Origin of the sequence: Martinezella rhizogenes (assembly GCF_027460065.1) — a bacterium.
Taxonomy (GTDB): Bacteria; Pseudomonadota; Alphaproteobacteria; order Rhizobiales; family Rhizobiaceae; genus Agrobacterium; species Agrobacterium rhizogenes_C.
Window position 1 is genome coordinate 39,111 of the sequence record NZ_JAPYZZ010000026.1, and the last position, 22,384, is coordinate 61,494.

The 22,384-nt window shown below is 57.8% G+C and carries 18 protein-coding genes; 12 read left to right on the forward strand and 6 right to left on the reverse strand.

All coding sequences use genetic code 11. The features are described 5' to 3' along the window. Positions 1-56 precede the first annotated feature (56 nt). On the forward strand, positions 57-1,709 hold the full coding sequence (locus tag O8B93_RS25460) for a GMC oxidoreductase (RefSeq protein ID WP_269712627.1): 1,653 nt from the start codon (positions 57-59) through the stop codon (positions 1,707-1,709). A 310-nt stretch (positions 1,710-2,019) separates the two neighbouring features. Here the strand turns inward: O8B93_RS25460 and O8B93_RS25465 are convergent, their stop codons facing one another. The 3 genes from O8B93_RS25465 to O8B93_RS25475 are packed head-to-tail and all read right to left on the reverse strand — an operon-like array spanning position 2,020 to position 5,385. Further along, positions 2,020-2,562 (reverse strand): thioesterase family protein, encoded by a 543-nt coding sequence (locus O8B93_RS25465; protein ID WP_269712629.1) that lies wholly within the window; start codon positions 2,560-2,562, stop codon positions 2,020-2,022. Position 2,563: 1 nt separating this feature from the next. Beyond that, positions 2,564-4,231: an acetyl/propionyl/methylcrotonyl-CoA carboxylase subunit alpha gene (locus O8B93_RS25470; RefSeq protein ID WP_269712631.1), complete on the reverse strand. Its 1,668-nt coding sequence runs from the start codon at positions 4,229-4,231 to the stop codon at positions 2,564-2,566. A 14-nt stretch (positions 4,232-4,245) separates the two neighbouring features. Next, positions 4,246-5,385, reverse strand: coding sequence for an ABC transporter ATP-binding protein (locus O8B93_RS25475; protein ID WP_269712633.1), 1,140 nt, complete (start codon positions 5,383-5,385; stop codon positions 4,246-4,248). A gap of 196 nt (positions 5,386-5,581) precedes the next feature. On the opposite strand from O8B93_RS25475, the gene O8B93_RS25480 reads away from it, so the two are divergent. Genes O8B93_RS25480 through fabG form a run of 9 tightly spaced genes read left to right on the forward strand, consistent with a single transcriptional unit; the run spans position 5,582 to position 14,975 of the window. Further along, complete coding sequence (locus O8B93_RS25480; RefSeq protein WP_269712634.1) at positions 5,582-6,676, forward strand: extracellular solute-binding protein; 1,095 nt, start codon at positions 5,582-5,584, stop codon at positions 6,674-6,676. A 25-nt stretch (positions 6,677-6,701) separates the two neighbouring features. Then, positions 6,702-7,334, forward strand: a complete 633-nt coding sequence (locus tag O8B93_RS25485; RefSeq protein ID WP_269712652.1) for a TetR/AcrR family transcriptional regulator — start codon at positions 6,702-6,704, stop codon at positions 7,332-7,334. A gap of 31 nt (positions 7,335-7,365) precedes the next feature. After that, positions 7,366-8,931 (forward strand): class I adenylate-forming enzyme family protein, encoded by a 1,566-nt coding sequence (locus tag O8B93_RS25490; protein ID WP_269712635.1) that lies wholly within the window; start codon positions 7,366-7,368, stop codon positions 8,929-8,931. A gap of 10 nt (positions 8,932-8,941) precedes the next feature. Further along, complete coding sequence (locus O8B93_RS25495) at positions 8,942-10,489, forward strand: acyl-CoA carboxylase subunit beta (RefSeq protein ID WP_269712636.1); 1,548 nt, start codon at positions 8,942-8,944, stop codon at positions 10,487-10,489. Beyond that, positions 10,486-12,210, forward strand: a complete 1,725-nt coding sequence (locus O8B93_RS25500) for an ABC transporter permease (protein ID WP_269712637.1) — start codon at positions 10,486-10,488, stop codon at positions 12,208-12,210. The genes O8B93_RS25495 and O8B93_RS25500 overlap by 4 nt, the downstream gene beginning before the upstream one ends. A gap of 3 nt (positions 12,211-12,213) precedes the next feature. After that, positions 12,214-13,386 carry a thiolase C-terminal domain-containing protein gene (locus tag O8B93_RS25505; protein WP_269712638.1) on the forward strand — a complete coding sequence of 391 codons (1,173 nt, stop codon included), beginning with the start codon at positions 12,214-12,216 and terminating at the stop codon, positions 13,384-13,386. Beyond that, positions 13,386-13,793: a Zn-ribbon domain-containing OB-fold protein gene (locus tag O8B93_RS25510; protein WP_269712639.1), complete on the forward strand. Its 408-nt coding sequence runs from the start codon at positions 13,386-13,388 to the stop codon at positions 13,791-13,793. The genes O8B93_RS25505 and O8B93_RS25510 overlap by 1 nt, the downstream gene beginning before the upstream one ends. A 1-nt stretch (position 13,794) precedes the next feature. Continuing rightward, on the forward strand, positions 13,795-14,238 hold the full coding sequence (locus O8B93_RS25515; protein ID WP_269712640.1) for a MaoC family dehydratase: 444 nt from the start codon (positions 13,795-13,797) through the stop codon (positions 14,236-14,238). After that, positions 14,235-14,975 carry a 3-oxoacyl-ACP reductase FabG gene (gene fabG, locus O8B93_RS25520; protein ID WP_269712642.1) on the forward strand — a complete coding sequence of 247 codons (741 nt, stop codon included), beginning with the start codon at positions 14,235-14,237 and terminating at the stop codon, positions 14,973-14,975. Before O8B93_RS25515 ends, fabG begins: the two co-directional genes overlap by 4 nt. Positions 14,976-15,258: 283 nt before the next feature. Here the strand turns inward: fabG and O8B93_RS25525 are convergent, their stop codons facing one another. Further along, positions 15,259-17,712, reverse strand: a complete 2,454-nt coding sequence (locus O8B93_RS25525; RefSeq protein WP_269712643.1) for a GcvT family protein — start codon at positions 17,710-17,712, stop codon at positions 15,259-15,261. Positions 17,713-17,856: 144 nt separating this feature from the next. Between O8B93_RS25525 and O8B93_RS25530 the strand changes: the two genes are divergently transcribed. Continuing rightward, positions 17,857-19,137 (forward strand): 4-aminobutyrate--2-oxoglutarate transaminase, encoded by a 1,281-nt coding sequence (locus O8B93_RS25530; protein ID WP_269712645.1) that lies wholly within the window; start codon positions 17,857-17,859, stop codon positions 19,135-19,137. Between the two features lie 2 nt (positions 19,138-19,139). Then, positions 19,140-20,618 carry an NAD-dependent succinate-semialdehyde dehydrogenase gene (locus O8B93_RS25535; RefSeq protein WP_269712647.1) on the forward strand — a complete coding sequence of 493 codons (1,479 nt, stop codon included), beginning with the start codon at positions 19,140-19,142 and terminating at the stop codon, positions 20,616-20,618. A 65-nt stretch (positions 20,619-20,683) separates the two neighbouring features. On the opposite strand, the gene O8B93_RS25540 is transcribed toward O8B93_RS25535, so the two are convergent. Further along, the gene (locus O8B93_RS25540; protein ID WP_269712649.1) at positions 20,684-21,487 is read right to left on the reverse strand and encodes a MerR family transcriptional regulator; all 804 of its coding nucleotides are present in this window, start codon (positions 21,485-21,487) and stop codon (positions 20,684-20,686) included. A 293-nt stretch (positions 21,488-21,780) separates the two neighbouring features. Beyond that, the coding region (locus tag O8B93_RS25545; RefSeq protein ID WP_269712650.1) for a 4Fe-4S dicluster domain-containing protein at positions 21,781-22,384 on the reverse strand (604 nt) is incomplete at its 5' end.

The window sequence follows — 22,384 nt, forward strand, 5'->3', positions numbered from 1 at the left end:
AATTGCCGGCGCGTTGCGCGCGGTTTTGAGCAATTGCACCAGGACAGGATTTGGAAATGTCTGAGATTGTGTATGATGCACTGGTGATCGGCTCCGGCGCGGCGGGTTCCTTCGCGGTCAAAGAACTGACGGCGCAGGGACTTTCGGTGCTGCTTCTTGAGGCCGGCCCCGCTGTCGGGCCGAAGGATTTCGATCCCGCGCGCAAGAAGGCGCCCGCTGGCAGCATCAATATCTGGGAGCGCGCGCGGGCGACGATCAAGGGCCAGCCGATCCAGGCGCGGGCGGCGTTTTTTACCGAGCGCTTCAGCCATTTCTTCGTCAACGACCGCAAGAACCCCTATACGACGCCGAAGGGCGAGCCATTCCTCTGGATCCGCGGTCGCCAGGGCGGCGGACGCCTCCACAGTTTTGGCCGCGTGCTGCTGCGCTGGACCGATGACGATTTCAAGATCCGATCACGCGCGGGAAAGGGTGTTGACTGGCCGGTCTCCTATGACGAGCTCGCACCTTTCTACGACGAAGTGGAGACCTATCTCGGGCTCTACGGCAACCAAGATGATGTGTCGACGCTGCCGGACGGCGTCTATGCCAAACCGGCAAGCCTGACGCCCGCCGAACAGATCTTCAAACAGGCGGTCGAAAGCCGCTGGCCGGAAAGGCACGTCGTCTCCTGGCGCTACATCGCGCCGGATGCCGAACGCATGCCGCGACCGCTGCGGGAAGCCAAGGCCACCAGCAGGCTGACAGTCCGCTACGATGCCGTCGTTCGCCGCATCACCACGGACGGGAAAACCGGACGTGCCACCGGCGCAGAATTCATTGATCGCAATACCGGACAAGTATCGGCGGCACGCGCCGCGATCGTGGTTCTCTCCGCCTCGCCGATAGAGAGCGTACGGCTGCTCTTGAATTCGGCTTCGGCAAGACATCCCGATGGGCTCGGCAACACCTCGGGTGCACTTGGCCGCTATTTCATGGATCAGCTTCCGTGCCTCGCCTTCGGTTCCTTTTCGAAGGCGCAGGGTTGGGCTTCCGATGGCTCCGCTCCGACAGATCCGTTCTACAATCCATCGGGCGGGATATTCATACCCCGCTTCGGCGAGGGCGACGCTGCCCGTGGCGATTTCGACTACCAGGGTAGCGTCGGCCGGACGCCGGTCTCCGGCCACACTGACGCGCGTCTCGCCTTCTTCGGCTTCGGTCGCATGCTACCCTATGCCGACAATCGCATCACGCTCGATGTCAGGCGTAAGGACGCCTGGGACATTCCTGTGCCGCATATCCGCTGCGTCATGCAGGCGGAGGAGCAGGAGTTGCTTCGCCGCCAGGAGGAAACGCTGACCGCCATGATCAGGGAAGTCGGCGGCGATCTTGAATTCATCGGTTCGCCCACCGGCCTCAAGGAGATGGGCAAGGGCGCTTTTCCCGAGGCCGACGCCTTCAGCCGCTTCATGTTCCGCAGCTGGTTCCGCAAGACCATGTGCATGGGCGCGGCAATCCATGAAACGGGCGGCGCACGCATGGGTGAAACCCCGGAAGCTTCGGTGCTCAATCCCTACAATCAACTCTGGGATGTGCCGAACCTCATCGTCACTGATGCCAGCGCCTTTCCCGGCAGCGGCATCGCCGGTACGACCCTAACAGTCATGGCTCTGACAATCCGCGCCTGTCGCAACCTCGTTGACCAGTACCGGGCAGGACAGTTGTAGGCACGCTTCAGCGGGCAAAGTTGTATTTCTACGCTCGGAAGCGGAATCGAACTCTTGGCCACCGGTCTGATGGAATTCTCGCGGTACGGCTTCATGGCGTATGTGGCACGCGGTTCAGCGCGCGCGAATGCGAGTTAAGGGGCATTGATGTTCGCTATTCCTCATGCACCTTGACCTTCACGACATCATGTCGTTTGAAAACGCACCCATCGACAATAGCAAGGCTTTTCAGCAGGAGAACGTTCAAGAGGATCGCGCGTCGTACGAAGCACGCTCGAGAGGCTCTGACGTTGCTGAATTCCGTGGGCTATTATGACTTGATGAGCGAAGGCGTTGCGTCCTTAACTGGAGTAATTGATGCGTGAAGACCCTTCGGCATATTGAGTGGTCGCCATTTCTCCAAAGCGCTTCGGAGGCAGCCTCTCATGTAATCACCCACCGGAACTGCGCTACGCGTACCCGTGTCTACATGCACCATCATATGTTCACCGGTAGCTAGGACCAAGCCTCTCGTATCGTCCAGGACATACTGATAGATATGGAGCCGGAGATCATCGAAACCAATCGTTTCCGTGTAGATGCGCAGTGGTGTCCCGTGGCGGCACTCCCTTAGATTTCGAAGGTGTCCCTCTACGGAAAAGAAGCTGAAGCCCTTAAGCCGGTATTCTTCGGTAAAGCCCATTGCACGCAGATAGTTCTCACCTGCATCAGCCAGCAGTTTATAGTATTGCCACTCCGTCATGTGCCCGTTGTAGTCGATCCATTGCCCTTCGACGACTGTCTCGAGCGTCAAAAGAGCATTCTCCTGCGGTCGATCGTCAGCGGCCGTCGCTTCAAAAGTCAGGACTGGCATCTCAATCGATCCCCATCAAATCGTCACCCATTTCAATGAATGCGCCTTTGGCGGCGTTGATTTTTGTCACGACCCCGCTTTCTTCAGCGACTATCGACTGCTCCATCTTCATAGATTCCATGACTGCCACAATGTCACCGCAAGCAATCTTGTCGCCTTCATTTACGCAAAGCTCGAGTACGAGGCCTGAGAGGGGAGCCTTAATGCCGGCACGATATGTCGGGACCTCACGGATCTCCTCGGCAAGTACCAAGGATGTGACTTCGGCCAAGGATTTCACCGTGACAGGTTCTGCCTGAAGGGCAACAGCTTCCTCGGAGAGTCTCTGCATTTCAACGTCGATCCAACGAGTATAAACCCCGAAATCTTCACGCCGCTCAGCAGCGAATTCCGGTCGCTGAATAATCGCGCGATGAAGCGGAACCACCGTTTTGACACCTTCGAGCGAAAACTCGTTGAGGGCGCGCGCAGCTCGCTCAATAGCCTGCTTGCGATCTCGACCGGTCACGATCAGCTTGCCGATGAGAGAATCGTAATAGGGTGGGATCGTGTCGCCCTCAACATATCCGAAGTCCAGACGTACACCTGGACCTCCTGGCAACAGCATCCTTTTGATCTTCCCGGGGACTGGGAGAAAATCAGCCCATGGGTCTTCGGCGTTGATACGGAATTCGATGGAATGTCCCCTCACGAACATGTCCGAGAACGGCAACGGGTTCCCTTCGGCGATACTGAACATCTCCCTGATAATGTCGATACCCGTCACTTCCTCAGTGACCGGATGTTCGACCTGAACGCGGGTGTTCACCTCCAGGAAATAAATCTCGCCCTTCTCTGTCACTAGAAATTCACACGTGGCGGCGCCGCAATATCCAACCTCCATGAGAATGCCGACCGAAGCCCTCTTTAGCTGCTCTAACTGATCATCATCTAAGAACGGGGCGGGAGCTTCTTCTACAAGCTTCTGCTGCCGGCGCTGGAGCGTGCAGTCGCGCGTAGAGAGGACGGCGACATTTCCATGTTTATCCGCCAGACATTGCGTTTCGACGTGCCTGGCGTTTTCGGCATAAACTTCCACAAAGCATTCTGGCCGCCCAAACGCCAGCCCCGCTTCGCGCTCAGCGGCCGCCATCATCGGCTCCAACTCGCTCAACTCCCTGACGATACGCATTCCCCGCCCGCCACCGCCGTTTTGGGCCTTGATGATAACCGGCAGCCCGTGCTTCTCTGCGAACTCCCGTGCATTCTCGCGAGAGGTTCCACCGTCGTCGAGTGACGGTAGAAGCGGTGCGCCAACCTTTCGGGCTATAGCGCGGGCTTTCACCTTGTCACCGAGCTGGCTTATTGCATGTGCCGAAGGGCCAATCCAGACAAGGCCAGCAGCTTCCACTGCTGCCGCGAAGGTCTCATTTTCAGACAGGAGGCCGTACCCAGGATGCACCGCGTCGGCACCGCTTTTCACGGCGATATCGAGAATTGCCCGCTGGTTCAGATAGGTCTCTAGGGGCGAGTTTCCCTTCAGCGCATGGACTTCATCCGCTGCACGGGCATGCATGGATTGCATGTCGGCTTCCGAAGCCACAGCTATGGATCTGTATCCCCCGTCGCGGCACGCACGTACAATACGCAGGGCGATCTCGCCACGGTTTGCAATCAGTATCTTCTTCATTTCGTCCTCCCGAACTAGCGATCAATGAGCACTGCCGATGCCAGATTCCACGTCAGCCACACGTCGCTGCCTTGCGGTGGGATCTGCGACTTGGTGCATTCGACAAGGAGCGTATCGCCTGAGGGGTCCGACACGGTCACGACGCAGCGGCTCCCCAGAAAGAGCTCCTTCACAATCTTTACCGGAATCGGCGTCGCCTGTTCCGGGCCTGCCTGGTTTGATGGCTTCAAAATTAGATCTTCTGGCCGCAGAACGACAGAATGAGGTGCGCCTTGGAGAAATTGGAAAGCGGAAGATTTCAAGAGAATGCTACCGATGCGAGTCGTCACCTTCATCCTGCCGTCGGGCGCCGTTTCGAGCTTCGTCACCTCGACAATATTGGCCTCTCCGAGAAACCGGGCAACGAACCGAGAATTCGGCCGGAAATAGAGTTCCGACGGCGTGTCGTACTGAAGAATTTCGCCACCATCCATGATCGCGACCTTGTCGGAAAGGATGAACGCCTCCTCTTGATCATGGGTCACGTAGACTGTCGTGATGCCTGTCCGTTGCTGGATTTCACGAAGGTCCGCACCGAGTTGTTGACGAAGGCGTCGATCAAGTGCCCCCATCGGCTCGTCCAATAGCAAGAGCGCGGGATGGTAGACGAGAGCACGACCGATAGCGACCCGCTGCTGCTGTCCGCCACTCAGCTCACCTATCGCTCGATCAGCGGCATGTGGCAGCTCGATCAGCTCAAGGATTTCGTGGACGCGCCTTCGGCGGTCGTCCTGTGGCCATTTATGGAGCTTGAGCGGATATTCGATGTTCTGGGCCACGGTCATGTGAGGGAACAGAGCGTAATTCTGAAACACGAAGCCGATATTACGTGCCTGAACGGGAAGATTTGTCACCTCGTTGGAACCGATGGAAATCTTTCCCGAACTGGGGGTCAAAAGACCAGCGATCGTTCGAAGAAGCGTTGTTTTCCCCGACCCTGAGGGGCCAAGCAACGTACAGAAAGAACCTGGTTCGATCTTGAGGCTCGATTGCTTCAATCCATAGAAGCCGTTTGCAAAGCGCACTTCCACGCCCGTGACGTCGATGCCATTGGCGCGATTGCCATTGCCCTCCCCGGCGCTACTCCTCGCCACTTCAACGCGCTGTATCTTCATCGTGCAGTTCCCTTTTTATCTCTGCCTCGCCGGAGCGTCCGGGCCGCTCCGGCGGCGGCCATTGAGGTCATCTTAGGGCCGTGACCGCTTTTTTATCAAGACCGTTGTAATAAAAAAAGTTGATCAAGCCTTGCGGTCCCGAATCTTTTTGTTACAGTTGTTATGTAACGTCCAGGTAAAAAGGAAGGACAGTGCAATGGGGAACGGGACTAACAAGACAGCCGCAATAGCGCTCGGAGCACTCGCAACGCTTTCGGTCGCCGCCGCTGCTATGGCGGCGGACATTCTGCCCGCAGATGTCAAAGCTAAAATATCGGGAGAGCTTGTCTGGCACGACGCTTCGGGCGGCGCCACCACTCGCACTCGCGAACAGACCGTGATCAAGGATTTCGTCGCTGAGACCGGCGTTCAGGTCAAGGGAGATTTCAACTCCGACATGACCAAATTCTTTGCCGCGATGGACAGCGGCGCCAGCATTCCGTGGAGCATGATCGAATTCCCCACCAAGGGCGACTTCATCAAGGCACGTGACGCCGGGTATCTGCAGAAGCTTGATCCCTCGATCGTCGACTTCAAGAGGATCAATCCCACGGCGCACGACGACTACGGCGTCGATGTCCTGCGATACGGCATCGTCTTTACCTATAACAAGGACAAGTTCAAGGACAGCGCACCGAAGAGCATTGCCGACATCTTCGACGTCAAGCGCTATCCCGGCAAGCGCTGCCTCTTCAAGTACCCGCAGTTCGGCGGCGTGCTCGAATCGGCTCTGCTGGCGGACGGTATAACTCGCGACAAACTTTACCCGCTCGATCTGGACAAGGCTTTCACCAAACTCGACAGCATCAAGTCCGATATCCTCTGGTGGTCGAACGGTGACGATGCCATCCGACTGCTTTCGAGCGGCGAATGTGCAATGGGCATCGCGTGGAGCGGCCGCGTTTATGGGGCGGTCACGAACGACAAGGCGCCGCTGGCAATCGCTTGGGAGAATTCACTGTACTCGCAGGCTGTGTACGCTGTGCCAAACGGCGCGCCGAACGCGGTTGCGGGACAAGCGATGATCGCCCACTTCATTGGGGACACCGAAGGCCAGAAGGCATTGGTCAAGGGGATCACCTACACGACCGACATCGTCGGGCTCGACAGTACCGCATACGGCGAAGATCTCGCCCCATGGATCGTAGCAGGCGATAATGCTAAGCAGGCGATTGAAGAAAATGCCGACTACTACGCCAAAAACATCACGAACGTAGTCGATCGCTTCAACCGTTGGGTCGCCCTCAACTAAGAGAAAGTCCGATATGCCTCGCTTGGTGGATCATAACGAACGTCGTAAGCAAATCTGCGATGTCCTGCTAGACATCGTCTCGGGGGCCGGAATTTCCGCCGCCACCATCCGAGAGGTTGCAGATCGTTCGGGCTGGTCCACCGGCGTCATCGGACACTACTTCACGAACCGGAAGGACCTGCTGCTGGGAGGCCTTAGAAGGGCTGCCGAGATTCTTGCCGAACATAACACACGCGTCATAAATACGCTTGAGGGCATCGCTGCCCTTGAGCAAATTCTGGAAGGCAGTATCCCGCTTGACAAGCGACGCCTCGCTCTCTGCCGGATATTCTTTTTCTTCTACGCTGAGGGAATGACGGAAGAAGATCTGCGCCAGGAACTCGAGAGCTACCTTCTCGGGTGGCGAAAGTCGGCGACGCGGGCCATCCGCCAGGCACAGGCCCACGGCGACCTGCCGCCAGATCTCGACCCGAAGCGCGTCGCCGCCGACCTCGTCGGGCTTGCCGACGGTTTGAGCATCCACTCCCTGCTCGATCCAGGAGTTATGATGCAATTGCGGGAGCAATCGCCCATTCGATACTGGATCAGACGCCTGGCGAGCGAACCGCCGGGCGAAAAGGGCGAGCCGACGCCGCCCTCCCAATATGCATCCGCGTAGCGGACGAGAATAAACCAAACTGGGAACGCACATGTCGTACGTGAATTCATCTACCCTCGGGTGGACCGTATCCTCTATTCTCGGAGATGCAGGTCCGCAGGTTCTGCATCAGCCGGACAAGACGGCTCTCATCTGGGAGCATGGATCGCTGACTTACAAGCAGTTGCGATCAAGAGCGCGCCGACTGGCCGGCGCGCTCCGGGAGATGGGCCTGCAGACTGGTGACCGCGTTGCCTCAATGCTCTTCAATCGAGGCGAGATATTCGAACTTTACTTCGCCTGTGCGTTTGCCGGCCTCGTATTCGTTCCGGTAAGTTTTCGTCTGACGTCGAGCGAGGTCGCCTTGATCCTCGAGGACAGCGAGGCGAAGGCATTCTTCGTGGAAACCGAGACTGCGAGGGTGGCGGCTCAAGCGATGGACGCTCTCACGGCTGCACCGCAGATCGTGACGCTCGAGGCTGCTTCCGGCGGCATCGAATATGAAGCTCTCACTGACGAGTGTGCGCCCCTTCCTTCGACGATACCCCATGACACCCAGATGATCATGTATACGTCAGGCACGACCGGGAAGCCTAAAGGCGTGGTGATGCGATCATTGGCGGTGATGTGGTGCGCGATGCAGCAGGCCAGTCTTTTCCGTCATCTCGACCAAAGTGCCGTGATGCTCCTCAACGCGCCGATGTACAACACCGCAGCGTTAAACGAGAGCTCCATACCGACATTCCTCGTTGGGGGCACGGTCGCCATCATGCCGAGCCGCGGGTGGAGTGCTGAACGGCTAGGAGAGTTTGTCAAGAAGTGGAGTGTCACGCACTCGCTCATCTTCCCCTCAATGTACCCGAACATGATCGACGCCGACGAGCGCGATCCGCTGCCGTTTCAGTCGATGAAGTGGTGGTACACCGGCGGCGAAAACTGCCCGCCAGCTCTAATGGCGGAAGTACGACGTCGCTGGCCACACATCGACCTCGCTATCGCGTACGGTTCGACTGAATCGGGTCTGCCGACCTTGATCGAGGGCGACGACATAGAGCTTCATCCCGGCTCAGTCGGACGTTGCTCTCCAGGTCAGTCAATCCGACTGCTCGACGCCGATGGTAAGGATGTCCCCATCGGGGGGGTCGGAGACGTTTGGACTGCCGGCCCGTCGGTGATGCGCAATTATTGGAACGCTCCGCAACTCGACGCCGAGACCGTATCCGAAGGCTGGCTGAAAATAGGGGACCTCGCAACCATCGACGAGGACGGATGGATCTCCATTGTCGGCCGTAGCAAGGATGTCATCATATCGAAGGGCCAGAACATCTATCCGGCCGAAATCGAGAACGTGATCCGTCAGCATCCGACGGTCCTCGACGTTGCCGTCGTAGGTCTCCCTGACCCCGAATTTACCGAGGTCGTGTGCGCAGCAATTGTTCCACGAAACAAGGACGTGACCGGATCGGGAGCCGAAATCATGGCGTTCCTCTTGACGCAGCTGGCTTCATACAAGAAGCCGCGGCACATCCTCTTCGTTGAAAACTTTCCAATTCGCAACGCAACCAAGATCGACAAGACGGAGCTCGCCAAGATCTGCGCCGAGCTCGTGAAAGTCTGAGGAGTATCCAATGACCCAGAATGTTAGCCCCGAATGGCAGGCTTTGTTGGAGGAACTGGACCGTAGGCGCGAGGTCGCGCTTGCATCGAGCGGCCCAGACCGCATCGCACGCGAACATCGCTATGGCCGCTCGACCGCCCGTGAGAGGATCGCCAAGCTTGCTGATCCGGACACGTTCCTCGAAATCGGTACTTTCGTGACCACGCCGACGGAAGACGGTTCTCCCCTCGCCTCGACTTTCGTCTGCGGCCTATGCGAGATCGATGGTCGCCCGGTTGCGATCGGTGCCGAAGACTACAGTGTCGAAGGTGGCGGCACCGGCGTTCATCTGGCGCGCTACAAGGGCGGATGGGGTGGCTTCATCGAGGAGTTCGCTCTTGGCTACAAAATCCCGCTCGTAATGCTGATTAACGGCGTTGGCGGCTCCATCCTTCTCCAGGACGCGATCGGCTATCCTGAACTGCAGTCCGCAAATCCGACATTTCCGATGTTCGACCTGCTTCAGCACGTCCCCGTGCTGGCAGCAGTTCTTGGCCCGACAGCGGGCAGCTCCGCAGCCCGCGCACACATTTCACACTTTTCGGTGATGACGTCTGATAACGGCTGCCTATTCGCCGGCGGGCCACCGGTCGTGAAACAGGCTCTGGGACTGGAGATCGATAAATTCGCCCTCGGGGGGACTGCCGTCCACACGCGCGCGTCCGGCCTGATCGACAATGCTGCAGAGAATGAGGACGGGGCGCTTGCTCAGATACGACAAGTCCTCGATTTCCTGCCTGACAACGTGAGCCGTCGCCCGAAAGTTATTGAGGATTGGACGGCGGGAGACCAGAACGACCTGTTCTCGATCGTTTCGCCGAGCCTGAGACGGGCATATGACGTCCACAAGCTGATCCGTTGTGTCGCCGACCAAGGCAGCTTCTTCGAGATCGCGCCGGACTACGGCCGTTCGCTTAGGACCGGTTTTGCGCGTATCGAAGGCCGGACGGTTGGCATTCTGGCTTCTGACGCCCGCTTCGTCGCCGGATCGCTGGATGTCCAGTCATCGCTGAAGCAAGCCAAATTTGTCGAGCTTTGTGACCGGTTCCACATCCCAATTGCCTACCTCGTCGACGTGCCAGGATTCCTGGTCGGCCCGAAAGCCGAGGAAGCAGGCGTGCTCACCTTCGGTGCAATGGCGTTGCGTGCAATTCAGCAAGCAAAGGTACCGGTCATCACAGTTCAGATCCGGCGCTCTTTTGGTCTCGGCGGCGTAGCCACGGGAAGCCGCAATCCGCTCAGCCTCCGCTTGATCTGGCCAAGCGCCGCATGGGGCGACATGCCCATCGAAGGCGGCGTCGAGGCAGCTTTCCGAGCAGAGCTCGACGCTGCGCCAGCCGACGAACGCGCTGCGCTTAAGGAAAAGCTCACAAAGCGTTTCGAGGAGCAGACGTCTATCTGGCGGGCCGTTGAGAAGTTCGGGGCCGAGGAAATGATCGACCCGCGCGACACCCGCAAGTATCTCGCACGCCTCCTCGCGCTCTACTACGGTATGCCAATGGAGGGACGAACCACATGAGCTATGTGCCCGTCACCTCGCCCGTCGGGAGAAAGCAGCCGTTGGGGCGCTTCTCAGCAGGTCTCGTTCTGCTTTTCCCAGCCGTTCTCATTCTCGCGGTCTCGCTGGGATGGCCGCTCGTGACGATCATCATGCGCAGCCTGCATGAGAAAGGCCGATCTAACTTCACCGACCCGCTCTATTTCGGTCACTATACCGCGATCGTTCAAGACGACCTGCTTCGTCAGGTGGCGTTGCACAGTGTGATGCTAGCTTTCGTATCGATGATCGTAACGGTGCTGCTCGCCTTCCCGGCGGCATACGTGATCTCGCGACTTTCCAGGAAAACATCGTCATTGATGCTGGTGCTGGTGCTGATGCCATTCTGGGTTTCGATTATCGTTCGCCTCTTCGCGTTCACGACGATCCTCGGCCAGCAGGGCATTGTCAATTCCTTGGCAGGCATATTCGGGATAGGTCCCTTGCCTCTGCTATACAATACATTTGCAACTATCCTGGGGATGGTCGCGTATCTGCTGCCATACCTGATCCTGATCCTGGTCTCGGCGATGATGTCGATCGACACCTCCCTTCTCACCGCTGCCCGCACAATGGGCGCGTCGGAACGGCGAGTATTCCTTGACATCTATTTCCCGCAGGTTCGGCCCGCGCTTCTTGGCGGCAGCGTGCTGGTCTTCGTTCTAGGTCTAGGCTTCTTTCTCACGCCAGCCATCCTGGGCGGCCCGCATAACCTGACAATCCCCATCTTTATCCAGCAACAGGTGCAAAACTATCAATGGGGCAAGGCTGCGGCCATGGGTATTCTGCTGCTTGCGGTATCCGTGGTCGGCTATATGCTGGCGCTCAAGATTGGCGGCAGGGGCATGCTTTCGCCAGTCCAGCAAGGCTCGCGCGGCGCAACCGCACGCGATCCACTGCGCCCCACGCCGGTCACTGCCCTCTGCGTCACCGTTCTGGTCTTCGATCTGATCCTGCTTATCCTCCCGCTGCTTGTCGTCATTCCGACATCAGTCACCGAGACGACGCAAATCCAGTTTCCTCCGGTAGGCTTCAGCACGAAGTGGTTCATCGAAGCCCTCACCTCGCCGATATGGATCGATGCCTTCATCAAGAGCGTACGTGTCGGCGTAATGACCGCGGTATGCGCAACCCTGTGTGGCCTAGCGCTAGCGCGTGTCGGCACTCGCTCGAAGTCCATGATGCTGAAATCAGTCATTCAGGTAGGGGCGATAATGCCGCTGATCGTTCCGGTCATCTTGCTGGGTATTGGTATCTACGACGTTCAAGGACGACTTGGCCTCATCGGAACCGACGTCGGCCTGGTCATCGCTCATTCGGTGCTGTGTCTTCCCCTGGTCTTTCTCATTCTTGCCAACGCCCTTGCGGCAGTGGACGTCTCGATAGAACAGGCTGCTTGGACCATGGGAGCCAGCAACGGACGCGCTTTCTGGAACGTTGTCGTGCCAATCGTCATGCCCGCACTCGTCGGAGCATTCCTAATATCCTTCGTGACATCGTGGGACGAGGCCGTACTGGCCATGTTCCAGACCGGGCTCGATAAGACCCTTCCGGTAACGATCTATTCGTTCCTGAAGAGCGGAATAACCCCTGCAGTGTCTGCTGTCGCCACAGTCGTGATCGCACCTGTGTTTATCGGGACGATCATCATCGCAGTCAAATCCTTCACATCCAGCAGAATTGTCACGAAAGCGAGAAGCTAACCCATGACAACCGAACGTTTCCCAAGCGGCTCCGCGTGCATCGTGGGCGCGTACGAGTCCCCGCGTCGAAAGGCGCCTGGGATTCATCCCTACCAGATCCATGCCGAGGTCATCGCCGAGGCCCTCGCCGACGCCGGAATGTCTCTGTCGGACGTGGACGGTTTCGCAACAGCCGCATCATTTCCCTCGGAAGCCGGCTGGCAGTTGAATGCGGTCGAGATCGCTGAATACGTGGGTATCGTCCCCTCATGGGTCTGCAGCACGGATATCGGCGGAGCAGCTCCTCTCAGCCACGTCGGCAACGCGGTGGCCGCGATCAAGGCAGGCCTCTGCAACACGGTGATCGTCAGCTACGCTTCATCCGGGCGCTCGTGGCCGCTGAACGCAAGCGACTTCAACACAGGCCAGACAGGTCCCGGTGAATTCGAAGTGCCTTACGGTGTTTCGACCATCTCGGCACACGCGCTGGCGGCAACGCGATACATGCATGATTATGGACTTCGGCCAGAACATTTGGCTGAGATCGCGGTGCAAGCTCGGCGCTACGCAAACCCCAATCCTCACGCTATGTACCGCGACTTGATTTCGATCGATGACGTACTCGCATCTCCAATGATCTCAACTCCCCTTCGGAAGCTGGACTGCTGCGTCGTGAGCGATTCTGGAGGCGCCATCGTCGTGACATCCAAGGAGAGGGTACGCGACAGCCGACGAGGCGGCCCTTCTATCCTGGGTTTCGGCGAAGCAATCAGCCACGGCCAGATGAACCAGATGAAGGATTTGACCACCACGGTTGCGGCGCACTCCGGCCGCCGGGCTTTCGAAACTGCCGGGGTGACGCCGAACGACATCAAGGTAGCACAGATCTACGATTCCTTCACCATCACGGTCGCCCTTTCGCTGGAAGCGCTTGGCTTTGTCCCGAAAGGCGAGGTTGGTGCCTTCATCGCTGCCGGCGGCATCCGGCCTGATGGGCGGCTTCCCATCAATACCGATGGTGGTGGCCTCTCATCGAACCATGCCGGGCGCAGAGGTATGTTCGCGATCATCGAGGCGGTCCGCCAGCTCCGGGGCGAAAGTCCCGGCCTCCAGCTCGGCTCACCTGAACTCTGCCTCGTCAACGGCACGGGGGGATGGCTCTCGGCCACTGCCACTCTCATTCTTGGAGGCAAGTAATGATCGACATGACGCCAGTCTATCCCGTCCACAACGCGCTCTCTGAGCACTGGTTCATTGCCGCACAGCGCGACATCCTGCTCGTCCAGAAGGATCCAGCCACCGGCACGGTACAGATGTATCCCCGCGCTCGCGTTGTCGGGCATCCGGAGCGCGAGCCAGAGTGGGTCGAGGCCTCTGGCCGAGGGACCCTCTACTCCTTCACCGTCGTCAATCGATCAATTCACAAGGAGTTCGCATCGATGACGCCGTTCGTCATCGCGCTGGTTGACCTTGAAGAGGGCGCACGCATCACGAGTTGGGTGATCGACACGCCGGTGGAAAATATCCGATGCGACATGCCGCTAAAGGTGGTGTTCCGCGAAATTCACCCTGGCGTCAAAATGCCGTGCTTCGTCGAGGCCTGAAATGGAAACTGTATTCAACGATATCTCTGAAGGTGCGGTCTACGTGTCCGCAGGCCGAACGATTACCGAGGCCGACATTGTCAATTTCGCGGGGCTGAGCGGCGATTTCAATCCCCTGCACATGGATGAGGAATGGGTTCGCGAGAACACCAAGTTTCCCTCGCGTATAGCGCATGGACTACTCGTCCATTCGATTGGCGAAGGCCTCAACTGCTTCGAATTGTCTGCCTGGAAGATACTCGGATTTCTCGAGACACAGCGGAAGATGCTCCTTCCGGTGTTCCCAGGCGACCGGATTACTCAGCGTTACACCGTCAAGTCGAAACGGCCGAGTTCGAAGGATCCCGCGCGGGGTGTGGTGGAGGTTGAAGTGACCATCACAAACCAACGAGGTGAAGTCGTGCAGGACGGATACAACAAATACCTTATCGGAGGAGAGCAATGATGCGCGGGTTGCAAGGAAAGATCATAATAGTCACTGGCGGCGCGCAAGGCATCGGCAAAGCCACCGCAATTCGTCTTGCTGAAGAAGGTGCCACGGTGGTTGTCGCCGACCGCAATATTCAAGGCGCACAGGCGACCGCCGACGAACTCAATAACAGTTTCGGCCAATCGATTGCAGTCGCCCTCGACGTCGTCGATCGCCAGAGCTGGCAGGACGCCGCTACGAAGATCAAGCAGACCTTCGGCGGCGCCGATGGTCTTGTGAACAACGCAGGCTTAACGCGCGACAAGTCTTTGCTGAAGATGGCTGAGGATGACTGGGACGCGGTTCTGGATGTCAATTTAAAGGGCGCATGGCTTGGATGCCAGGCGATCGTGCCTTTGATGGTCGGACGCGGCGGCGCCATCGTAAATCTGTCCTCTGAATCCCGTTGGGGCGCCTTCGGGCAGTCAAACTATGCCTCTGCCAAGGCGGGATTGGTAGGCCTTACCCGCACGGTCGCGTTCGAACAGGCCAGAAACGCCATACGCGTCAACGCTGTCGCGCCGGGAACCACGTCCACGCCGATGGTCGAAGCCGTTCCGGAAGATATTCGAAAAGGCTGGCTGGACAACATCCCCCTTCGGAGGGAGGCCGAACCGGCTGAGATCGCGTCGGTGATCGCATTCCTGCTATCCGACGACGCCAGCTATGTGACCGGCCAAGTGCTCGGTGTGAATGGCGGATCGGCCCTTTAGAGCATTTCCAGTAAAACTGCGTAGCGGTTTTACGTCCGGAAAATGCGATAAAACAAAGAGATAAAGCATGTCCAACGATTCCGTTTAGACCGACATGCTCCAGCGCCGGGATGCAGGAACGGCAGAATGCTTCACCGTTCCTCGGATAGCGGACCATCTTTGCCTTGTCAGGATGTTTGACCGCTGGCTCAAGCGACCAAGCCAAGCTGCAAGGTTGCACCTACTGGGAAATGTTTCGCGGGATAGTGTCGGGAGGTGATGGCTCATCTCCCGACTTCGTTTTTTAGGCTTTTACCTTTTCGCCACGCGGATCGTACCAAGCGCCGAACTGGATATCGATCGCGTAGCGCTTCATCGCGACCTCGACCTCCCATTTTCCACCGGCAAGCCACTCCTTGGTGACGCCCTCATCACTTGATACGTAACCGAGGCCCAGCGATGCTTTCACACGGTGGCCGTATGCGCCAGACATGACCGATCCCACGATAACCCCGTCCCGCAGCAGCGGCTCGTAGTGGAATAACATCGGCGGAACGTCGTCGCCTGCAGTTACCTTGACCTGTACGAGCCGCCTCTTCAGCGCACCTTCGGTTTTCTGGCGTACCAGCGCATCGCGGCCGATGAAGCCGCCAGACTTATCGAGTGCGACCGTAAAACCGACGCCACCTTCCAGCGGTGTGTCCTCCTCGCCGATATCATGACCCCAGTGGCGATATCCTTTCTCCATGCGCATTGAATTGAGGGCGAAGAAACCTGCATTCTTGAGACCGAGGGCTTGCCCTGCTTCCGTCAGAACATCGTAGACGTGGGCAGCCATCTCGCTAGGGATATACAGTTCGAAACCGAGTTCGCCGACAAAAGTCAAACGGCTGGCGCGCGCACGTGCATACCCAAGATCGATTTCACGGCTGGTTCCGAAGGGAAAGGCTTCGTTCGAGAAGTCGTCCGGCGAGACACGCGACAAAAGTTCGCGCGACTTCGGACCCCAAAGCGCCAGCATCGCAAGGCCTGAAGTAACGTCGGTGATGTAAACTTGGGCGTCCTTGGGCACGCGCCGCTTGAACCATGCCATATCGCGTCGCTGGGAGACAGCGACGGTCACGACGAGATACGACTGCTCGGCAAGACGAGTGATGGTGACGTCTGCCTCGATGCCGCCCATCTCGTTGAGCCACTGCGTGTAGACCACCTTGCCGATAGGAACATCGCACTCGGCGGCGCTGATCCAGTTAAGAGCCCTCAACGCGTCGGGACCCTCGACCATGTACTTGATGAAGCAGCTGTGGTCGAAGAGCGAGACATTCTCCGCGGTGTTGGCACATTCAGCCGCAACGTTGTCGAACCAGCTCGGCTTGGAATACGAGTATTCGATGTTCTCGATTTCATCGGCGGCCCCATAAAAACCGGGACGCTCCCATCCAGCAAGCTCGGTCATGAATGCACCGGAGGAGATCAGGCGATCGTGGAACGGCGAACGACGGACGCCACGCGCGGTTTCGAACTGTTTTCCTGGCCAATGCATGTCGTACAAAGAACCGATCGTTTCGACGGAACGATCTTCAAGGTACTTCTTGTTTCGCTGGAAAGCCTGTGTACGGCGAACGTCGACGTCGAGCAATTCGACAGGCGGACGTCCGTCGGCAATCCAAGAAGCCATCGCCTTGCCAACGCCACCCGACGAAAGAATACCGACGGAGTTGAAGCCCGTGGCGGCGAACAGCCCATCAATCTCCGGCGTCTCTCCAAGGTGATAACGGTTATCCGGAGTGAAGCTTTCCGGCCCATTGAAGAAGAGCTGGATGCCAGTCTCCTGTAAGACAGGGACACGCTCCATCGCCATCTCGAGATACGGGCTGATGTGATCCAGGTCCTCCGGGATCGTATCGAAGCAGAAACTTTCGGAAATGCCCTTCTGCCCCCAGGGTTTTGCGCCCGGCTCGAAGAAGCCGACAAGAAGTTTGCCAGCATCTTCCTTGTAGTAGCTCCATTCGTCGGCCGTGAACATGACCGGCAGATCGCGCGGCAAGCCCGGAATTGCCTCCGTTACAACATAGAAATGCTCGGCTGCATGCAATGGGATCGTCACGCCAATGTCGGCGGCCAGGTCGCGCGACCACATCCCGCCCGCGATGACGACCTTCTTAGCTGAGATCCGGCCCTTGTCAGTCATCACGCCGACCGTCTTCCCACCTTCGGTCAGGATCTGCGTTACCTTGACACCTTCTTTTATCTTGGCGCCACCCATCCGGGCGCCTTTGACATAGGCCATCGTCACGTCGGCGGGGTTGACCTGACCATCCTTCGGGAACCAGAAGCCTCCCACGAGACCCTCAGGGTTGATCGGTGACCAGCGTTCCTTGATCTGATCGACGGTCAAAGCCTCTACAGGAAGACCAAAATTCCTGCCCATGGACGCGCCACGGGCCAACTCTTCGTAACGAGCTTGAGTTTTGGCGAGGCGTAGAGAACCGTTCTGCTTGAAGCCTGTCGCCTGACCGGTCTCCTCTTCTAGAAGACCGAACAGTTCTCCCGTATATTGGGCCAGCTCAGTCATGCGCCGTGTCGCGCGTAGTTGCGTCACAAGGCCGGCCGCATGCCAGGTGGTACCGCTCGTCAACTGCTGCCGTTCGCATAGGACAACGTCAGTGATCCCGAGCTTGGTCAGATGGTAAGCGATCGAGCATCCTGCGATACCACCGCCGACGATTACGACGTCCGCCTGTGTGGGCATTTCCATGGGAGATTTTCCTTCGAGCTTGAGTGACCAGGACAAATTGTTTGCAGGAACAATAACACACTGATATTGAAACTCTACAGAAAATATGTTGAGTTTTGCACGTGGGCAGAATTAGCGCGCCCCGTTAACGCGAGAGGACTACTGATGCTAAACCACGACATCTCCAACCGTCGCAGCGATGCAATATCGCGCGGCGTAGGGGTCACCACCCAAATTTATGCAGAGAAGGCGCAGAACGCGGAGATATGGGACGTCGAGGGGCGCCGCTATATTGACTTCGCCGCCGGCATCGCGGTGGTCAACACCGGCCATCGGCATCCCAAGGTTATCGCGGCTGTCAAAGATCAGCTCGATCGCTTCACCCATACCTGCCATCAGGTCGTGCCTTACGAAAATTACGTCCGACTTGCGGAGCGACTGAACGACGCGGTTCCGGGCAATTTCAAAAAGAAGACGGTCTTTGTCACCACCGGGGCCGAAGCAGTAGAGAACGCCGTAAAGGTCGCGCGGGCGGCAACCGGCCGCTCAGCGGTGATTGCATTTACCGGTGGATTTCACGGCCGCACATTCATGGGAATGACTCTCACGGGCAAAGTCGTGCCTTACAAGGCCGGCTTTGGCGCCATGATGCCTGATGTATTTCACGTACCTTTCCCCGTGGAACTTCATGGCACGTCAATCGACGATAGCCTGCAAGTACTCGAGAAACTGTTCAAGGCCGACGTCGACCCAAATCGGGTTGCGGCTTTCATCATCGAGCCGGTCCAGGGTGAAGGCGGCTTTTATGAGGTTCCGAAAGCCTTCATGACGAAGCTTCGGGAAATTGCGGACCAGCACGGCATTCTGCTGATCGCCGACGAAGTTCAGACTGGTTTCTCCCGCACCGGTCGCCTCTTTGCCATGGAACACTACGGCGTCGCAGCCGATATCACGACAATGGCGAAAGGGCTTGGAGGCGGATTTCCGATTGCCGCGTTGACCGGCCGTGCCGAAATCATGGATGCGCCAGGCCCTGGCGGACTTGGTGGAACATACGGCGGGAACCCGATCGGTGTTGCCGCCGGAAATGCCGTCCTTGATATTATCGTCGAGGAGAACCTCAACGACCGCGCAGAGCAGCTCGGCGCGCGTCTTAAACAACGACTCCAGTCGCTCGTGCACGCTGTCCCGCAGATTGCCGATATTCGTGGTCCAGGCTTTATGAACGCCGTGGAATTCAATATGCCCGGCTCGACGACTCCGAACGCCGACTTCACCAACAAGGTTCGCATCAAGGCTTTGGAGAAAGGGCTGATACTCCTGACCTGCGGGGTGCACGGTAACGTGGTACGCTTCCTGGCGCCGATCACCATCGAGGATTCGGTCTTCGCCGAAGCGCTCGACATTTTGGAAACGACTTTGCGTGAAAGCGCTGCGGAGGCTTGAATATGGCAACCTGTGTCAAACTCCTCGCCAAGCTCAGCGACAAGAGCCTCCTCTCGGATAAAGCCGTAATAGATGGTCAGTGGATCGATGCCAGTGATACCGGCGAGACCTTCGACGTCACCAACCCGTCTACGGGCGAAGTGATTGCCAGACTGCCAAACATGGGAACTGCGGAGACACGCCGTGCTATCGACGCGGCCTATAGAGCCCAGAAGGCTTGGGCCATCAAAACTGGAAAAGAGCGCGCAGCCGTACTGCGGCGACTGTACGATCTGATGGTCGCAAACGCCGATGATCTCGCGACGATTCTCACGACGGAAATGGGCAAGCCTTTCGCAGAAGCTCGCGGGGAGGTTCTTTATGGCGCCTCCTATTTGGAATGGTTTGGAGAAGAAGCAAAACGGGTCTACGGAGACACGATCCCGGGCCATCAAACCGATAAGCGCATCATCGTGCTAAAGCAGCCTGTAGGAGTGGTAGCCGCTATAACGCCATGGAATTTTCCAAACGCAATGCTGGCACGTAAGCTGGCGCCCGCGCTGGCCGCTGGTTGTGCGATGGTGTCGAAGCCGGCCGCCGAGACGCCGCTTTCGGCACTAGCGATGGCAATCCTCGCCGAGCGGGCAGGCTTACCCGCAGGTCTCTTCAACGTCGTTCTGTCAACCGACTCCGCATCAATCGGGAGGGAAATGTGCAGCAATGACAAGGTGCGCAAACTTACCTTCACCGGCTCCACGAACGTCGGCAAAATCTTGATGCGCCAAGGCGCCGACAACCTTCTCAAGCTTGGTCTTGAGCTTGGCGGTAATGCGCCGTTCATTGTTTTCGACGACGCTGACCTCGATGCCGCTGTTGACGGCGCAATGGTATCAAAATACCGCAATAATGGTCAGACCTGCGTATGTGCCAATCGCATTTACGTACAGGCAGGCGTATACGATGCTTTTGCTGCGAAGCTTGCGGTAAAGGTGGCTGCGCTGAAGGTCGGAGATGGCTTCGAAGCCGGCGTAAACTCGGGGCCGTTGATCTCCGACAAGGCGCTTGCGAAAGTCGAAGATCATATTTGTGACGCGCTTGCGAAAGGTGCCGTGCTCGCTGCCGGTGGAAAGCGCAATGCTATGGGTGGGCTGTTCTTCGAACCGACCATATTAACCGGCGTCACGACCGACATGCGGATTGCCAGGGAAGAGACCTTCGGTCCTGTCGCACCGCTGTTCAAATTTGAAACGGAAGAACAGGTGATCGAAATGGCCAATGCTACAGAGTTCGGCCTGGCCTCATACTTCTACGCCAAGGACCTTTCGAAGGTGTTCCGAGTCGCTGAGGCGCTGGAGTATGGCATGGTCGGCATCAATACCGGGCTCATTTCCACTGAGGTCGCTCCTTTCGGCGGCGTCAAGCAGTCGGGCCAAGGTCGCGAAGGCTCCAAGTACGGCATCGAGGACTATCTTGAGATCAAATATCTCTGCCTGAGTGTGTGACCCAATTCAACAGACCCGGGCGATCAGTGATCGCCCGGGTCTGTTCAGAAGAACCATCTTGCCTGCTAGAATGTGGGAGGAGTGTTCACCCATATCAGGCGGCAGGTCGTTAACCCGACTGATCGCCAGGAGTGCGCTCGATGACTCTCGAAATAGATGGAGTCGCCCTCATTGAGTGTTGCGATGCCCAGACCGTCGACCTCCACTTCGAAGCTGCCCTCAAGCACCCGAATGAACTCCTCCCCATCGTGCCGATAGAAGCCCTCGCTTCCGGCACCGGGTGACAATGTCCATTCCTGGCAGTCCATCATACGGGGTCCTGACGCGAGCTCGCGGATCATTATACCTTTCCCCAAGGTTGGAAGCTGGCGTCCTTCCCCGGTTCGAACGACTGACTTCGTCGCCTGGACGGGTCCGGCGGTCAACTGCGTCACCGTTACCCCAAGCGCTTCTGCTACCGCGCGCAACAATGGGACACTTGCACCACGAGAGGTGCGTTCCAGAATGCTCAGCGTTGAAACGGATACATCAACCATCTTGGCCAGAGCGGAGAGGGTCAATTTCTTTTGCTTCCGTAGCCGCCTGATTTCGAACCCCAGACGTGAAACTGGTGTCTCTTCACCGGGCGTAGCGGATGCACCCTCGTCTAATTCGTTCAGAGCCGATTTAATTGCTGCGAGGTTGAGACCCTGTACGGATCGAAGACGAACAATCTGGTGAACGCGCGCGAAATCTTCATCGCTGTACATCCGATAGCCGCTGGCGGTACGCGTAGGAACAATCAGTCCATGCTGTTCCCATAAGCGAAGTGTGGCCGCAGGCACTCCGGTCGCTACTGAAAGCTCAGATACTTTATATTGCTTGTTCATCGTTTCATGTAGATCCGTTTCGGAACAAATTGCTAGGCAAAATCCTGAAACTTTTCAACAAGTGGCTCGCTGATTGAGGTGACACAAAAGCTGGATAAATCTGTGCATCAATCTCAAATCGGTCTTTAGCTACGGGTTCTATCGGCCGTCTCTCTGTTCACCGAGTCCGGCCAGAGCCAGGTTGCGGCTCCACCCATTACAACGACGTGTCGGCGCCCGTCAGGTGGATCAACACGCACAATCGCCTCGGTTAAAAGCAAAAAAAGCTGCTTCAGATACTTCATATGCTCCTCCTACATATTGGCGTAGACCGGCCCCTCGCCACCCTGTGGCGGCACCCAGTTGATGTTCTGGTTGGGGTCCTTGATGTCGCAGGTCTTGCAATGCACGCAGTTCTGGGCGTTGATGACGTAAACTTCCTCGCCATCCTTCTCCACCCACTCATAGACGCCGGCCGGACAATACCGCGTCGAGGGGCCGGCATAGACGTCGTGTTCGGAGCGCTTCTGCAGCTCCATGTCCTTCACCTGAAGATGCACCGGCTGGTCCTCCTCATGATTGGTGGAGGAGAGGAACACCGAAGACAGGCGGTCGAAGGTCAGAACGCCATCCGGTTTCGGATAGGCGATCGGCTTGTGCTTCGAAGCCGGCTCGAGGCTCTGCGCATCCGTCTTGCCGTGCTTCAGCGTGCCGAAGAAGGAAAAGCCGAACAACTGGTTCGTCCACATGTCCAGACCGCCGAGGCCAACGCCGAGAGCCGTGCCGAATTTCGACCAGAGCGGCTTGACGTTCCTGACCCGCTTCAGGTCCTTGCCGATATCGCCGTCGCGCCATTCGGCTTCGATCTCGACCACCTCGTCATGGGCGCGGCCGGCTGAGAGGGCCGCGCCCATGACG

Coding starts and splice junctions, on each gene's coding strand:
- O8B93_RS25460 (WP_269712627.1), top strand. CDS start 57: ATGTCTGAGATTGTGTATGATGCACTGGTGATCGGCTCCGGCGCGGCG.
- O8B93_RS25465 (WP_269712629.1), bottom strand. CDS start 2,562: ATGCCAGTCCTGACTTTTGAAGCGACGGCCGCTGACGATCGACCGCAG.
- O8B93_RS25470 (WP_269712631.1), bottom strand. CDS start 4,231: ATGAAGAAGATACTGATTGCAAACCGTGGCGAGATCGCCCTGCGTATT.
- O8B93_RS25475 (WP_269712633.1), bottom strand. CDS start 5,385: ATGAAGATACAGCGCGTTGAAGTGGCGAGGAGTAGCGCCGGGGAGGGC.
- O8B93_RS25480 (WP_269712634.1), top strand. CDS start 5,582: ATGGGGAACGGGACTAACAAGACAGCCGCAATAGCGCTCGGAGCACTC.
- O8B93_RS25490 (WP_269712635.1), top strand. CDS start 7,366: ATGTCGTACGTGAATTCATCTACCCTCGGGTGGACCGTATCCTCTATT.
- O8B93_RS25495 (WP_269712636.1), top strand. CDS start 8,942: ATGACCCAGAATGTTAGCCCCGAATGGCAGGCTTTGTTGGAGGAACTG.
- O8B93_RS25500 (WP_269712637.1), top strand. CDS start 10,486: ATGAGCTATGTGCCCGTCACCTCGCCCGTCGGGAGAAAGCAGCCGTTG.
- O8B93_RS25505 (WP_269712638.1), top strand. CDS start 12,214: ATGACAACCGAACGTTTCCCAAGCGGCTCCGCGTGCATCGTGGGCGCG.
- O8B93_RS25510 (WP_269712639.1), top strand. CDS start 13,386: ATGATCGACATGACGCCAGTCTATCCCGTCCACAACGCGCTCTCTGAG.
- O8B93_RS25515 (WP_269712640.1), top strand. CDS start 13,795: ATGGAAACTGTATTCAACGATATCTCTGAAGGTGCGGTCTACGTGTCC.
- fabG (WP_269712642.1), top strand. CDS start 14,235: ATGATGCGCGGGTTGCAAGGAAAGATCATAATAGTCACTGGCGGCGCG.
- O8B93_RS25525 (WP_269712643.1), bottom strand. CDS start 17,712: ATGGAAATGCCCACACAGGCGGACGTCGTAATCGTCGGCGGTGGTATC.
- O8B93_RS25530 (WP_269712645.1), top strand. CDS start 17,857: ATGCTAAACCACGACATCTCCAACCGTCGCAGCGATGCAATATCGCGC.
- O8B93_RS25535 (WP_269712647.1), top strand. CDS start 19,140: ATGGCAACCTGTGTCAAACTCCTCGCCAAGCTCAGCGACAAGAGCCTC.
- O8B93_RS25540 (WP_269712649.1), bottom strand. CDS start 21,487: ATGAACAAGCAATATAAAGTATCTGAGCTTTCAGTAGCGACCGGAGTG.